The organism is Streptomyces olivochromogenes (assembly GCF_021538895.1).
GTDB lineage: Bacteria > Actinomycetota > Actinomycetes > Streptomycetales > Streptomycetaceae > Streptomyces > Streptomyces olivochromogenes_A.
This window is the reverse complement of record NZ_JADDRL010000091.1, coordinates 1-13,818: the sequence shown is the minus strand read 5'-3', so window position 1 is coordinate 13,818 and position 13,818 is coordinate 1. Positions and strand designations below refer to the sequence as shown.

Annotated in this window: 10 protein-coding genes and 2 pseudogenes; 8 read left to right on the top strand and 4 right to left on the bottom strand. The window is 72.5% G+C overall.

The window, feature by feature from the left end:
- The first annotated feature begins 46 nt into the window (after nt 1–46).
- Complete coding sequence (locus tag IPZ69_RS34120) at nt 47–1,093, top strand: MASE1 domain-containing protein (RefSeq protein WP_235458549.1); 1,047 nt, start codon at nt 47–49, stop codon at nt 1,091–1,093.
- Nucleotides 1,094–1,147: 54 nt separating this feature from the next.
- On the opposite strand, the gene IPZ69_RS34115 is transcribed toward IPZ69_RS34120, so the two are convergent.
- On the bottom strand, nt 1,148–2,635 hold the full coding sequence (locus IPZ69_RS34115; protein WP_235458548.1) for a long-chain-fatty-acid--CoA ligase: 1,488 nt from the start codon (nt 2,633–2,635) through the stop codon (nt 1,148–1,150).
- 150 nt (nt 2,636–2,785) lie between these two features.
- Between IPZ69_RS34115 and IPZ69_RS34110 the strand changes: the two genes are divergently transcribed.
- The 3 genes from IPZ69_RS34110 (at nt 2,786) to IPZ69_RS34100 (ending at nt 7,064) form a co-directional block, all read left to right on the top strand.
- A complete protein-coding gene (locus IPZ69_RS34110) occupies nt 2,786–4,039 on the top strand; it encodes a PucR family transcriptional regulator (RefSeq protein WP_235458547.1) in 1,254 nt (417 codons plus the stop codon).
- 177 nt (nt 4,040–4,216) lie between these two features.
- Nucleotides 4,217–5,857, top strand: a complete 1,641-nt coding sequence (pgm, locus tag IPZ69_RS34105; protein ID WP_235458546.1) for a phosphoglucomutase (alpha-D-glucose-1,6-bisphosphate-dependent) — start codon at nt 4,217–4,219, stop codon at nt 5,855–5,857.
- 115 nt (nt 5,858–5,972) lie between these two features.
- Complete coding sequence (locus IPZ69_RS34100; RefSeq protein WP_268835406.1) at nt 5,973–7,064, top strand: acyltransferase family protein; 1,092 nt, start codon at nt 5,973–5,975, stop codon at nt 7,062–7,064.
- A 109-nt stretch (nt 7,065–7,173) separates the two neighbouring features.
- On the opposite strand, the gene IPZ69_RS34095 is transcribed toward IPZ69_RS34100, so the two are convergent.
- From IPZ69_RS34095 to IPZ69_RS34085, 3 genes are all read right to left on the bottom strand, one after another.
- Nucleotides 7,174–7,665, bottom strand: a complete 492-nt coding sequence (locus tag IPZ69_RS34095) for a peptidylprolyl isomerase (RefSeq protein WP_235458544.1) — start codon at nt 7,663–7,665, stop codon at nt 7,174–7,176.
- Between the two features lie 101 nt (nt 7,666–7,766).
- On the bottom strand, nt 7,767–8,750 hold the full coding sequence (gene sph / locus IPZ69_RS34090) for a sphingomyelin phosphodiesterase (protein WP_235458543.1): 984 nt from the start codon (nt 8,748–8,750) through the stop codon (nt 7,767–7,769).
- Nucleotides 8,751–8,908: 158 nt separating this feature from the next.
- Nucleotides 8,909–10,009, bottom strand: coding sequence for a CapA family protein (locus tag IPZ69_RS34085; RefSeq protein WP_235458542.1), 1,101 nt, complete (start codon nt 10,007–10,009; stop codon nt 8,909–8,911).
- A 195-nt stretch (nt 10,010–10,204) separates the two neighbouring features.
- Between IPZ69_RS34085 and IPZ69_RS34080 the strand changes: the two genes are divergently transcribed.
- The 4 genes and pseudogenes from IPZ69_RS34080 to IPZ69_RS34065 all read left to right on the top strand — a co-directional run.
- The gene (locus IPZ69_RS34080; protein WP_235458541.1) at nt 10,205–11,320 is read left to right on the top strand and encodes a Gfo/Idh/MocA family protein; all 1,116 of its coding nucleotides are present in this window, start codon (nt 10,205–10,207) and stop codon (nt 11,318–11,320) included.
- Nucleotides 11,317–12,249, top strand: coding sequence for a DUF6807 domain-containing protein (locus tag IPZ69_RS34075; RefSeq protein ID WP_235458540.1), 933 nt, complete (start codon nt 11,317–11,319; stop codon nt 12,247–12,249). Before IPZ69_RS34080 ends, IPZ69_RS34075 begins: the two co-directional genes overlap by 4 nt.
- Before the next feature lie 60 nt (nt 12,250–12,309).
- Nucleotides 12,310–12,685 (top strand): annotated as a pseudogene (locus IPZ69_RS34070) (cupin); the annotation flags it as partial.
- Between the two features lie 167 nt (nt 12,686–12,852).
- Nucleotides 12,853–13,818, top strand: a pseudogene (locus IPZ69_RS34065) (SpoIIE family protein phosphatase); the annotation flags it as partial.

Sequence of the window (13,818 nt, the reverse complement as noted above, 5' to 3'; positions counted from 1 at the left end):
GGACCCCGGCCGTCTGCCCTCGCCGAGGCGACGCCGTAGGTGTGTGATGACTGTTGTGGAGGCCACCCGGGACGCGCGACGACTGGTCGTCTTCGCCCTGGAGACGGCGGTGGTCACCGCCTGCTACTTCGGGGCGGGGCGGCTCGGCCTGCTGCGCCGGCTCGTCGTCGAGGGCGCCGTGGTCACCCCCATCTGGCCGCCGACCGGCGTCGCGGTGGCCGCCCTCCTCATCCTCGGCCCGCGCGCCTGGCCGGGCATCGCGCTCGGCGCCTTCTTCATCATCGCGTCCATCAGTACGCCGGGCCCCGACACCCCCGTACTCGTCCTCGGGAACACCCTCGCGCCGCTGTGCGCGTATCTCCTGCTGAGCCGGGTCGGCTTCCGCACCGACCTCAGCCGCTTGCGCGACGGCCTCGCGCTCGTGTTCCTCGGCGCGCTGACCGCCATGCTCATCAGCGCGAGCATCGGGGTCGGCACCCTCGTCGCCGCCGGCAAGCTCGCCATGGACGGCTTCTGGCTCGTCTGGCCGGCGTGGTGGGTGGGCGACGCGATGGGCGTCCTCATCGTGGCCCCCGTCCTGCTGCTGGTGTACGGGGCCCGCTGGCCTCCCCGGCTTTCACGGTGGAAGGAGGCCACGGCTCTGGCGATCGTCGCCGCCGTCGTCGTACCGGTGGCCGTGTTCGACCCCGTCAGCCTGCTGTTCCTCGTCTACCCGCTCATCATCTGGGCGGCCCTGCGCTTCCAGCTCGCCGGAAGCATGCTGTGCGCCCTGTTCACGTCCGTGGTGGCCACCTTCGCGGCGACGGACGGGCTCGGCGCGTTCGCGAGGCTGGCGCCCGTGGAAGTGATGATGAAGCTCCAGGCCTTCAACGGGACGATGGCGCTGACCGCGCTGCTCCTGTCGTCCGTGATCACCGAGCAGCGCAACACCAGGACGTCCGTGGAAGAGGCCTGCCAGGAGCTGGCCGAGGTCCTCGAACACCTCACCGCGGCCGACGCGCCGCCCCTGCGGGCCCCGGCGGACACCGAGAAGACCGAGAAGACCGAGAAGACCGAGAAGACCGAGAAGGGGGAGCGGCGCGGCGCGCGGTGAACCGTCGCGGAGCGCGGTGAAAGGGAGAGAGTGCTGCGAGAGTGCTGCCGCCCCTCACACCGCCGGCACGACGATCTCCCGCTTGAGGATCTTGCCGCTGGGACCCGTCGGGAGCGCGTCGACGACCCACACCGCGCGCGGGTACTTGTACGCCGCGACCCGCTCCTTGACGAACTGCCGCAGGTCCTCCGGCGTGGCCCGCGCGTCCTTCCGGAGCACCACCGCGGCGCCGACCTCCTCGCCGAGCTGCTCGTGGGGCACGCCGAGCACGGCCGCGAGGGCGACGGCCGGGTGCTCGTGCAGGACCTCCTCGATCTCGCGCGGGTAGACGTTGTAGCCACCGCGGATGATCATGTCCTTCTTGCGGTCGACGATGTAGAGGTAGCCGTCCTCGTCCCGCCGGGCCAGGTCGCCGGAGCGCAGCCAACCGTCGGGGAGGACGGCCGCGGTCTCCTCGGGCCGGTTCCAGTAGCCCTTCATCACGTTCGGGCCGCGCACGGCCAGTTCGCCGACCTCGCCTGGGGCCACGTCCTGGCCCTTCTCGTCCAGCAGCCGGACCTCCACGTCCTGGATCGGCGTGCCGACGGAGCCCGGCTTGCGCGGCCGGTCGGGGTGGTTGAAGGAGACCACCGGGCTGGTCTCGGACATGCCGAAGCCCTCCAGCACCATGCAGCCGAAACGCCGCTCGAAACCGTGCAGCACCTCCACCGGCAGCGAGGCGCCGCCGGAGACGCACATCCGCAGCGTCGAGACGTCGGCCTCGGCCGGATGCTGCAACAGCGCCGCATACATCGTCGGCACCCCCTCGAACACCGTGGCGCCGTCCCGGGCGATCGCCTCCAGCACGGCCTGCGGGTCGAAACGCGGGATCAGGGTGAGCGAGGCGCCGCTGTGCAGGGCCACGCTCATGGTGCAGATCTGGCCGAAGATGTGGAACAGCGGCAGACAGCCGACGACCACGTCCTCGGAGGTCATGCGCTGCACGTGCACCGTGCTGACCTCGGTGTTGTGCCGCAGCCCGGCGTGGGTGAGCGAGGCGCCCTTCGGCCGCCCGGTGGTGCCCGAGGTGTAGAGCAGTACGGCCACGTCCTCGTCGGCCGTAGCCGCCACGTCGGAGACCGGCTCGTGACCGGACAGCAGCGCGGCGAAGGACGCGGACTCGACGGCGACATGGCGCACGCCGGCCGCCGCCGCTCCCTGGGCGCCCTCACCGGGCGCCGCGTGCCACTCGAACAGCAGCACCGCCCCGGAGTCGCTCAGGTGGTACTCGGTCTCCCGCGCCTTCAGCAGCGGGTTCATCGGCACGACGATCGCACCGGCCCGCAGCGCGCCGTAGTACAGGACGACGAACTCAGGGACGTTCGGCAGCATCAGGGCCACCCGGTCGCCCGGCCGTACGCCCTCCGCGCGCAGGAACGCGGCGGCGCGCGCGGTGCGCTCGTCCAGCTCGCCGTACGTCGTGATGTGCGTGCCCAGCCGCAGCGCGGGACGCTCGGGCTGCCGTGCCGCCGTCCGCACCAAGAACTCCGCCAGATTGGCCATGACCCGCCTCCACGAACGTCACCGTCGAAATCCGCTGTTCACGTGGACGACATGGTGCTGCCGTAACGCGCGGCGACCTATGGGAGGGACGACAGCGTCCTCCTCCCCGGCTTGTCCCTGGGAACAAAATCCGGTCGTTACACTGCGGCAATGGACTTCTCGGGCGTCGCCGCGGCGATCCACGAACGGCTTCCGGAACTGGGCGAACGCCTGGCCGAGCGCATTCGTGCGGACGTCGACGCCTACCGGGACGAATCGCTCATCCCGAGCGACTCCCTGCGCCGCTCCTGCACGGCCAACGCCGACCTCGTCCTCAGGCACTTCCACCGGGCCGGCGACCCGGACCCCGGACCGGCCCGCGACACCGGGCGGCTGCGGGCCCAGCACGGCATGCCGCTCGCCGACACCCTGCACGCCTACCGGATCGGCTTCGAGTTCCTGTGGTCGGAGATCCTCAAGGAGGCGCACACCCATCCGGAGGTCTCGGACGCCGAGTTGGTGGCCCGGTCCGCCGAGATCTGGTCACTGTTCGGCCTGTACGCCGAGGCGGTCGCGGAGGCCCATCGGGAGACCAGCGCGGAACTGACCCTGCAACGCGAGGCCCGCCGCTCCGCGTTGGTGGAGGCGCTCTTCACCGGAGTCATCGCCGACCGCACCACCCTGTGGGAGGCCGCCCGCGAGCTGGGCCTGCCCGAGCGGGGCCCGTACGCGGTCGTCGCCGCCGAGTCCACGGCCCCCGGCACGGAACCGCTGGCCGGCATCGAGAGCGCCCTGCGCCAGGCTCAACTGCCGTCCGCCTGGCGGCTGTTGCCCGACCAGCAGATCGGCCTGGTGGCCCTGACCACACCGACCGCGGAGAGCACCGGCCTACGCGTCCTGCGCCGCGCGAACGCCCGCGTGGGCATCAGCCCGGGCTTCGACTCGCTGCGCGACACCCCCCAGGCGCTGCGCTTCGCCCGGCTCGCCCTCGCCAGCCTCCCGGGTACGGGGCCGGGAGTGGCGCGGTTCGACGACAACCCCCTCGCGATGCTGGTCGCCGCCGCCCCCGCGGAGGCCGCCCACCTGGTGACGGTCACCCTCAAGCCCGTCATCGATCTCCCCGCGCCGGAACGCGCCCGCCTCCTGGAAACGCTGGAGCACTGGTTCGCCGCGGCCGGCTCCGCCGCCGACGCGGCCCGCAGCCTCTTCGTCCACCCCAACACCGTCCGCTACCGCCTGCGCCGCGTCGAGGAACTGACCGGCCGTGCCCTCGCCGACCCGAGGACGGCGGCGGACCTCGGCGCCGCCCTCCTCGCGGTCCGCGGCGCCGCCGTCGGCCCCGCCCCACACGGTCCGGCGGACGGCCACGCTCACCTCTCGGCGCGGGAGCCGGCCTGCCAGGACCCGCGCGGGCGAGGCACGTGAGCGCACGGGCGGCGGCGCCGAGCGAGGCGCATGACCTCGCCGCCGTACGCCGGCCGGCCTGCCGCCCGCTGCCGGCCGGCTTCCCGGCCGACCCCGTGGCTCACTCGCGCACCGGGGCCCGGTAGGGGAAAGATGAGACGTCGAGCGATGGATCAACCGATGCGGAGGAGCGGACCCATGCCGCACGAGCGAGCGGGCAAGCCGGCCGGTCCCGAGGACCTTGTCGACGTGGCCCGGCTGGTCACGGCGTACTACGCACTGCACCCCGACCCCGCCGAACCGGGCCAGCGGGTGGCCTTCGGCACCTCAGGACACCGCGGTTCGTCCTTGGCGACCGCCTTCAACGAGGACCACATCGCCGCCACCAGCCAGGCCATCTGCGAGTACCGCGACGGCCAGGGCACCGACGGCCCCCTCTTCCTGGGCGCCGACACCCACGCGCTGTCGGAGCCCGCGCGGGTCACGGCGCTGGAGGTGTTCGCGGCCAACGACGTGACCGTGCTGATCGACAGCGCGGACGGCTACACCCCCACCCCGGCGGTCTCGCACGCCATCCTCACCCACAACCGCGGCCGCACCACCGGCCTCGCGGACGGCGTCGTGGTCACCCCCTCGCACAACCCGCCCGCCGACGGCGGCTTCAAGTACAACCCGCCGAGCGGCGGACCCGCCGCCTCCGACGCGACCTCCTGGATCCAGGACCGGGCCAACCAGATCATCGCCGGGGCCTTGAAGGACGTACGGCGGATCCCCTACGCCCGTGCGCTGGCCGCCGCCACGACCGGCCGGTACGACTTCCTGGACACCTACGTCGCCGACCTGCCGAGCGTGCTGGACCTCGACGCGGTCCGGGCGGCCGGGGTGCGCATCGGCGCCGACCCGCTGGGCGGGGCGTCCGTCGCCTACTGGGGCCGGATCGCCGAACGGCACGGGATCGACCTGACGGTGGTCAACCCGCACACCGACCCCACCTGGCGGTTCATGACGCTGGACTGGGACGGGCAGATCCGCATGGACTGCTCGTCGCCGTACGCGATGGCCTCCCTCATCGAGCAGCGCGACCGCTACCGCATCGCCACGGGCAACGACGCCGACGCCGACCGGCATGGCATCGTCACCCCGGACGCGGGTCTGATGAACCCCAACCACTACCTGGCCGTCGCCATCTCCTACCTCTACCGGCACCGCGAGCAGTGGCCCGCCGGCACGGGGATCGGCAAGACGCTGGTCTCGTCCTCGATGATCGACCGGGTCGCCGCCGACCTGGGCCGGGAACTCGTCGAAGTGCCGGTCGGCTTCAAGTGGTTCGTGGACGGACTGCTCGGCGGGACGCTCGGCTTCGGCGGCGAGGAGTCGGCCGGTGCGTCGTTCCTGCGCCGGGACGGCTCCGTGTGGACGACGGACAAGGACGGCATCCTCCTGGCACTGCTGGCCTCCGAGATCACGGCCGTCACCGACCGGACGCCGTCGGAGCACTACGCCGAACTGACCGCCCGCTTCGGCGAACCCGCCTACGCGCGCATCGACGCCCCCGCGTCCCGCGAGGAGAAGGCCCTGCTGGCGAAGCTCTCCCCGGCACAGGTCACCGCCGAGACCCTGGCCGGGGAACCGGTCACCGCCGTGCTCACCGAGGCCCCCGGCAACGGCGCCGCCATCGGCGGCATCAAGGTGACCACCGCCAACGCCTGGTTCGCGGCCCGCCCCTCGGGCACCGAGGACGTCTACAAGGTCTACGCCGAGTCCTTCCTCGGCCCGGACCACCTCGCCCAGGTGCAGGAGGAGGCCAAGGCGGTGGTCCTGTCGGCACTCGGCGGCTGAGGGATTCACTCGACGGCGACCGGGAGGTTTACCCCGCGCGGATCCGGTGAGCAGCGTGCGGAGAGCAAGGTGCCGCCGCCGCGCGGGTCGTACGTCGAGTCAGAGGTGTTCTGGTCTGTCCGCTGCCCAGGAGCAAGGAACCGCCCACCGCACGCCGCCGTCCGGCGGCGCCGCACAGCAGTCCGTCCCGCGGCCGGCACAGCCGCGGGACGCGTTCTTCGACAACGCCAAGTACCTGGCCATCGTGCTGGTGGCGGTGGGACACGCGTGGGAGCCGCTGCGCGAGGGCAGCCGGGCGGCGACCGCCCTGTACCTGCTCGTCTACGCCTTCCACATGCCGGCGTTCATCGTCGTCTCCGGCTATTTCTCGCGCGGTTTCGACGCGAGCCCCGCACGGATCACCAGACTCCTGACCGGTGTCGTCGTCCCCTACGTCGTCTTCGAGGTGGCGTACACCCTCTTCACCCGCTGGACGGACCAGGTCCCGGACCGCCCCGTCAGCCTGCTGGACCCGCTGTATCTGACCTGGTTCCTCGCGGCGCTGTTCGTCTGGCGGCTGACCACCCCCCTGTGGCTGCGGCTGCGCCGGCCGTTGCCGCTCGCCCTGGTCGTGGCGATGCTCGCGACCGTCTCGCCGTCCATCGGCAACGACCTCGACCTGCAGCGTGTGCTGCAGTTCCTGCCGTACTTCGTGCTGGGCCTGTGCCTGCGGCCCGAGCACATCCGCCTGGTGCGCCGCCGGGCGGTGCGCGTCGCGGCCGTGCCGGTGTTCGCCGGTGCGCTCGCCGTGGCCTACTGGGCGGCGCCGCGCATGTCGGCCGACTGGTTCCTGCACCGGGACAGCGCCCAGGAGTTGGGCCAGTCCGCCTGGTACGGGCCCGTGATGACGCTCGCCCTGTTCGGCTGCTCGCTGGTGCTGGTGGCCTGCTTCCTGTCCTGGGTGCCCGGACGCCGGATGTGGTGCACCCCACTGGGCGCGGGCACGCTCTACGGCTATCTGCTGCACGGCTTCGTCGCCCAGGGCGCCAAGGCCTGGGGCTGGTACGACCCCGCCTGGGTCCACGGCCCGCTCGGCGAGATCACGGTCACACTCGTCGCCGCCGCGGTCGTGACCGCACTGTGCACACCACCGGTACGGCGTGTGTTCCACTGCGTCGTCGAACCGAGCTCGACCTGGGCCTTCAAGCGCGTACCCCGGCCCGCCTGACGACCCCGGCCGTCCACGGCCGGGCGGCCGCCCGGAAACCGGAGCCGCCCCCGGGCCCGGGAGCGCGGGCGCGAGGGCGGGTGGGGAAGCCGTGCGGCTTCGGGTGATGTCAGACGGTGCCGCTCTGGGCGATCTTGACCGTGGCGCTGGTCTTGCCGCTCTGGCTGCCGTAGCCCTCGATCTTGTCGACGATGTCCTGGCCCTCGACGACCTCGCCGAACACCACGTGCTTGCCGTCCAGCCAGTTCGTCACGATCGTGGTGACGAAGAACTGCGAGCCGTTGGTGTTCGGGCCCGCGTTCGCCATGCTCAGCAGGTAGGGGCGGTCGTGCTTGAGCTTGAAGTTCTCGTCGGCGAACTTCTCGCCGTAGATGCTCTTGCCGCCCGTGCCGTTGCCCTTGGTGAAGTCGCCACCCTGGAGCATGAACTGGGGGATGACCCGGTGGAACGTCGAACCGGCGTAACCGAAGCCGTGCTGGCCGGTCGCCAGCTCACGGAAGTTCTTCGCGGTGTCGGGCACCACGTCGTCGAACAGCTGGAAGACGATCCGGCCGGCCGGCTCGTCGTTGATGGTGATGTCGAAGTAAACATTGTTGCTCATGGGGATCAACCTATCGCTAAGCGATGCCTTCGGCCTGTTCGGGTGGGTTCGGCAAGCCGCACGCGGCGCTCCGCGCGCGGCAGGCCCGGTCCGAACGGGCCTCAGCCGGCGTAGCCCCGCACCGGATAGTGGTCCGACAGGTCGGTGTACGTGTACGAGGTGCCCCAGCTCGACACCGTCCACGGCGCCGACTGCTCCTTGACGACCTCGTTCCTCCACCCCGTGGGTCGGGCGTGACCGACACGGTGCAGAACGTAGTCGAGGTCCTCGCGCGGGTCGTCGGGGTAGCGGTAGCGCGCGATGGAGTTGTCCTGCGTGTCGAAGGAGTACGGGTGCCCGGTGCGCGCGTCGGCGCCGGCCAGGTCCGCGTCGGCGAGCAGGGAGCCGTACTCGGCGCTGCGCGAGTCGACGTTGAGGTCGCCGGCGACGAGCACCTCCTCGTTCGCCGGGATGTTCTTGGCGTCCAGGAACGCGTCGATGGCCTTGAACTGACGGCTGCGCATCTGTGCCGCCTCGCCCGCGCCGCACCCCGGGTCCGTCGACTGGGCGTGGGTGCCGACGATGTGCACCTTGGTGCCGTTGACGTTCAGGACGACGTACGCGAAGCCCTTGTTGGACCACCAGTCCGCGCCGCAGGCGTCCTTGTAGACGTACTGCTCCTTGCGCAGGATCGGCCACTTGCTGAGCACCGTGACCCCGCCGTCCTCGGGCGTGGTGGACGAGTACGCCCCGCCGGTCGCGTCCCAGCCGCTCCTGCTCCGGCCCACCACCGGCGTCTGGTACGGGTATTCGGCCGCGGAGGAGCTCTTCAGCGCGTCCGACGCGGAGTTGTCGAACGCCTCCTGGAGGACGACGACGTCGTTCCCGCGGAAGAAGGACGCCTTCGGTATCTCCGCGGCACGGTGGTCCTGCCCCCAGTTCGGGTACAGGTTCTTGCTCATGAGGAAGACGTTGTACGTCAGAACCCTCACCGGCGGTGCCGGGTCGGCGGCCGCCGCGGGCGCCGATGCGGCGAGTGCGGCGGCGGGAAGGGCGAGGGCGAGCACGGCCGCGCCCAGGGCGCGGCGCGGTGCGGGGAACGTCACTGGATCTCCCTGTGGGTGAAGGGGGTTGAGTGGCGCCGCACATCAAACCAGCACTGATTACTCCTAGGTAACACCTGTGCGGGCAACAGATGGCGCACAGGAATGGATCGTGCCGAAGTGCCTGCCGCCCGGGGCGGAGCGGGGTGTCTGCCGCGGCGTCAGCGGGCCAGCGCGAGCGTCCCGTCGCGCGCCGCCTCGACGGACACGCCCTCGCTGATCCGCTCCAGCGTCGCGCCCAGCCAGGCGGCGTCCGCGGCCGACGCCGACTCCAGCCGCATCCGCCGGGCCCGCAGCGGCACCATGCGCAGACCGGCGAGGCGTCCCGTGCCCGCCTCGACCGAGACCAGGAAGGCGAGCCGCAGGTCGTCGCGGTACTCCTCGTACCCCGAGATGCCCTCGTAGTCGTCGACGAAGTCACCGCAGCCGTACAGGACGAGCCGCTCCCGGTACACCTCGACGGGGCGGGGATGGTGCGAGGAGTGACCATGGATCACGTCCACGCCGCCGTCGACCAGCGCGTGGGCGAAGCGGATCTGCCGCTCGGGAACCCGGTAGCCCCAGTTCGAGCCCCAGTGCACGGAGACGACCGCGATGTCTCCCGGGCGCTTGACCCGCCGCACGCGCTCGACGACCGCGTCCGCCGCGGCCGGTGTCAGGGCGGGGACGCGGGCCACGCCGGACAGGGTCCGTCCCGCCGCCCAGTCGGCCGGGATGCCGCTGCAGGGCGCCCCGAGCGCGAACACCAGCACCCGCCGGCCATCCGTCGGGACCACCGCGGGGGCGTACGCCTCCTCGGCGTCCTGCCCCGCGCCCGCCGTGTGCAGCCCCGCCCGGGTCAGGGCGTCGAGCGTCTCCGCGAGGCCCGCCCGGCCGAAGTCCAGGACGTGGTTGTTGGCCAGCACGCAGACGTCGGGCCGGATCATCAGGAGCGCGGGCACGTTGTCCGGGTGCATGCGGTAGTGCACCCCCTTGCCCGGCGCGAACGCCGCGCTGCGGGTGACGGAGGTCTCCAGATTGACGATCCGGACGTCCGGGGCGGCCTCGTCCAGCACCCGCAGCGCCTCGCCCCAGGGCCAGGAGGGGGAGACGGGCGCGGGGATCGGGCCGTTCACGGCCTCCGCGCCCAGGACGTAGTCGCGGGCGTCCCGCAGGTAGTCCTCCCGCAGGGCGGGGTCGCCGGGGTGCGGAAGGATCTGGTCGATGCCGCGCCCGAGCATCACGTCGCCGCACAGGAACAGCGTCATCGTGTCGCCGTCCATGTCTCCACGGTAGGACGCTTTCCGGCCGGTCCGGGCCGCCGGACGGTGATTCCGTTCGGCGGCGACCTTGTAGTTCTCGATGCAGAGGGGTTGGCCCGGCATTCGTTCCGCCCCTACGGTCGTCTCGTGGAGCAAGCGCTTTCTGCATCGCGCGTGATGCTCGCGTCCGTCCGCTCGTCGTCCGAGGAGCGCCGCATGCCCCAGCCCTCGTCCCGCCGCCGGGTCGCCGTCATCGGGACCGGCGCCGTCGTCGTCGGCAGCCACCTTCCCGCCCTCCGAGCCCACGCCGACCGTGCGGAACTGGTCGCCGCCGTCGACGTGGACCGCGCCCGGCTCGACGCGTTCCGTGAACTCGCCGGTGAGCGGGTCGCCGGATTCACGTCGACCGGCGCGATGCTGGAGGCCGTGCGCCCGGACCTCGTCCTCGTCGGCACGCCGCCGGCCCCGCACCTGGAGCAGACCGTCGCCGCTCTCGGGGCGGGCGCTTGGGTGCTGTGCGAGAAGCCGCTGTGCCTGTCCCTCGCCCAGTACGACGAGATCGCGGCGGCCGAGGAGGCGTCCGGCGGCTACGCCTCGGTGGTCCTCCAGCACCGCTACGGCTCCGGCGCCGTGCACGCCCGCGACCTCGTCGCGAGCGGCGAGCTGGGCGCACCGCTGGTCGCGCACTGCCAGACCACCTGGCACCGGGACGCGGCCTACTACGCGGTGCCCTGGCGCGGACGCTGGGGCAGCGAGGGCGGCGGACCGACGCTGGGGCACGGCATCCACCAGTACGACCTGCTGCTGCACCTGCTCGGCGCGTGGGAGGAGGTGCGGGCGATGGCCGGGCGGCTGGTCCACGACACCGAGAGCGAGGACGTCTCCACGGCACTCGTCCGCTTCCGCGGCGGCGCCCTGGCGACCGTCGTCAACAGCGTGCTGTCCCCGCACGAGGTGAGCCGCATCCGCGTCGACTGCGCCGACGCGACGGTCGAACTGACCCACCTGTACGGGCATCGCAACGACGACTGGGTCTACACCCCGGCGCCGCACGTCGCCGCCGAACGCGCCGCCGCCTGGCGCACCCCCGCGCACGACGTGCCCAGTTCGCACACCGCACAGCTCGCCGCCGTCCTCGACGCGTACGACAACGGCGTACGACCGCCCGGCAGCGGTCCGGACGCCCGCGCGACCCTGGAGTTCGCCGCCGCGCTCTACAAGTCGGCGTTCACCGGCCGGCCCGTGCGGGCGGGCGAGATCGGCCCCGCCGACCCCTACTACGCGGCCATGCACGGCGACCACCCCGACTGGGCCCCGAAGGAGCGCGCATGACCATCCGCGTCGGCCATGTCCACGGCGAGCACATCGCGGTCGAGGCGGCGGGCGGAACGGAGATCCTCCGCTACGTCTACCGCCCCGACCCGCAGGCGTTCGAGTCCCGCAAGCCGTACGCCCACCCGGTGCGCACCCTCTCCGGGCGCACGGTGACCGGCTACCGGCCCAGCGACCACCGCTGGCACAAGGGCCTGCAGATGACGGCGAGTCATCTGTCCGGGCAGAACTTCTGGGGCGGCAACTGCTATGTGCACGGGCAGGGTTATCGGGCCCTGCCCGAGCGGGTCGGCTCGATGCGGCACGACGGCTTCGGGGAGTTCACGGTCGGCGACGACCGCCTGGCCTTCACCGAGGAGCTGACCTGGGTGGCAAACGGCGGGGCGGAATGGGCCCGCGAGACGCGTGGACTGGCCGTCCACTCGGTCGACGAACGGGCCGGGGCCTGGGCGCTGGACTGGTCGATCCGGCTCACCAACGTCCACGCCGAGCCGCTGGTGTTCGGTTCGCCGACCACCGCGGGCCGTGCGCTCGCCGGGTACACCGGACTCCAGTGGCGGGGCCCGCGCGATTTCACCGGCGGCAGTGCCTTCGCCCCCGACTCCGACGCCGGTGCCGGTGCCGAGAAGCTGATGGGCACCCAGGGGCCCTGGCTGGCCTTCACCACCGCGCACGACGAGGTCGACGGGCACTCCACGCTCGTCTTCGCGCACGCGCCGGAGAACCTCGACGAGCGGACGGCCATCCACGCCTCGCACTGGTTCGTGCGCTGCGAGCCGATCCCGACGGCCGCGTTCTCCTGGGCGTTCTTCGAGGAGTTCGAGCTGCCGCCGGGGGAGTCCTTCGCCTACCGCTACCGGGTGGTGATCGCCGACGGGGCCTGGGACCGGGAGCGGGTCGCCGCACACCTGGAGGAGCTGCCGTGGTGAACGCGCCCGAGTGTGTGCGGAGGCAGCCCGCACCTGCACCTGGTGTGCACGGAGGCCTACATGGTCACCGGCGGCCGCGGCGCGGTCCAGACGCTGAGCCCCGACGGCTACCGGGACATCCCGCTGGAGCCCGGCGCCGTCGCCTGGTTCACCCCGGGGACCGTGCACCGCATGGTGCAGGGCGGCGACCTGCAGGTCACCGTCCTGATGCAGAACAGCGGGCTGCCCGAGGCCCGGGACGCCGTCCTCACCTTCCCGCCCGCGGTGCTCGCCGACCCGCAGAGGTACGCCACCGCGGCCACCGTGCCAGCCGGCACGGGACCAGCGCCGCCGGGACCTCGCTGTCCAGGGCTTCCTCGGCCTGCGCGAGGCCCTGGTGACCGGCGACAACCGCCCCTACCCGCTACGGCCAGTGCGGCCGGCGCGACGAGTACGCGCTGCCGCCCGCCGTGGCCACGGTCTCGGCAGATCGTTCCTAATTCCGGCATCCGTCCAAGATTGTGGTGTTCGGGGCAATGGCTTCAGGGTAAAAACCGCTTGGAGGGCTCCTCGCGGGACGAGCCGAACGGCGGTGCGCGACGGGGGCGCCCTTCAGGCGAGGAAGTGATCCCGTTGTCGGTCGCCTGGGACGACATCGGCGGGCTGGTCCATGCCCATGAACAGTTTCTGTCCGGCGCGCGGGTGGACTCCGATGTCCGTACGCCGATCCTGGAATCCTGGAAGCGCTGCCGGGCCGCGGGGCTCGACCCGGACCGGCCGATGGTCTCCTACACACCCGGCCTGACCCTCGACGACCGCTTCCTGCGGGCCGCCGACCCGGTGCTGCACGACGTGATCGCGTCGCTCACCGAGGTGGGCATGACGGTCGTACTGTGCGACGCGCAGGGCCGTATCGTGCACCGGCTCGGCGGGGACCCCGACCTGCGCGGACGCCTCGACGAGGTGAGCTTCGCCCCCGGCTTCGACGCCTCCGAGCCGGTCGTCGGCACCAACGGCGTCGGCACGGCGCTGGCCGAACGCGGCCCGGTCTACGTCAGCGGGCGCGAGCACTTCGCCGACTGCCTGCAGCCGTTCGCCTGCGCGGGCGCGCCCGTCCGCGACCCCCTCAGCGGCCAGATCCAGGCCGTCCTCGACCTCACCTGCCTGCGCTGCGACGGTGACCCCGCCATGCTGCGGCTGGTGCGGGAGGCCGCCCACGACATCGAGACGCGGCTGCTGGACCAGGCCACCGCCCGCGAGCGCGCGCTGCTCGCCGCCTACCGGCGGGCCGGCCGCCCGGCGCAGAACGGCGGCGACCCCTGGCAGGACCCCGCGCGGACACCCCAGGGCCGGGCCGGCGCGGCCGACCTCGGCGGTCTCGGCCGGATCGACCTGGCCGTGCTGCGCGAACGGGCCGAGGAGCTCATCGCCTCCCCGCACCGCACCCTCGACGAGGTCACCCTCAGCGGCGGCCGGACCGCCACCCTGCTGCGTCACCCCGTCACCGGAGCGGCCGGCGAGACCGGCGTCGTCGTCGAGGTCCGCGTCCCCGGCGGCCCCCGCCTGACCCACACCGCCCTCACCGCCCCG

Excerpts from the sequence above, each read along its gene's own strand:
- IPZ69_RS34120 (WP_235458549.1), top strand. The coding sequence starts at position 47 with ATGACTGTTGTGGAGGCCACCCGGGACGCGCGACGACTGGTCGTCTTC.
- IPZ69_RS34115 (WP_235458548.1), bottom strand. The coding sequence starts at position 2,635 with ATGGCCAATCTGGCGGAGTTCTTGGTGCGGACGGCGGCACGGCAGCCC.
- IPZ69_RS34110 (WP_235458547.1), top strand. The coding sequence starts at position 2,786 with ATGGACTTCTCGGGCGTCGCCGCGGCGATCCACGAACGGCTTCCGGAA.
- pgm (WP_235458546.1), top strand. The coding sequence starts at position 4,217 with ATGCCGCACGAGCGAGCGGGCAAGCCGGCCGGTCCCGAGGACCTTGTC.
- IPZ69_RS34095 (WP_235458544.1), bottom strand. The coding sequence starts at position 7,665 with ATGAGCAACAATGTTTACTTCGACATCACCATCAACGACGAGCCGGCC.
- IPZ69_RS34085 (WP_235458542.1), bottom strand. The coding sequence starts at position 10,009 with ATGGACGGCGACACGATGACGCTGTTCCTGTGCGGCGACGTGATGCTC.
- IPZ69_RS34080 (WP_235458541.1), top strand. The coding sequence starts at position 10,205 with ATGCCCCAGCCCTCGTCCCGCCGCCGGGTCGCCGTCATCGGGACCGGC.
- IPZ69_RS34075 (WP_235458540.1), top strand. The coding sequence starts at position 11,317 with ATGACCATCCGCGTCGGCCATGTCCACGGCGAGCACATCGCGGTCGAG.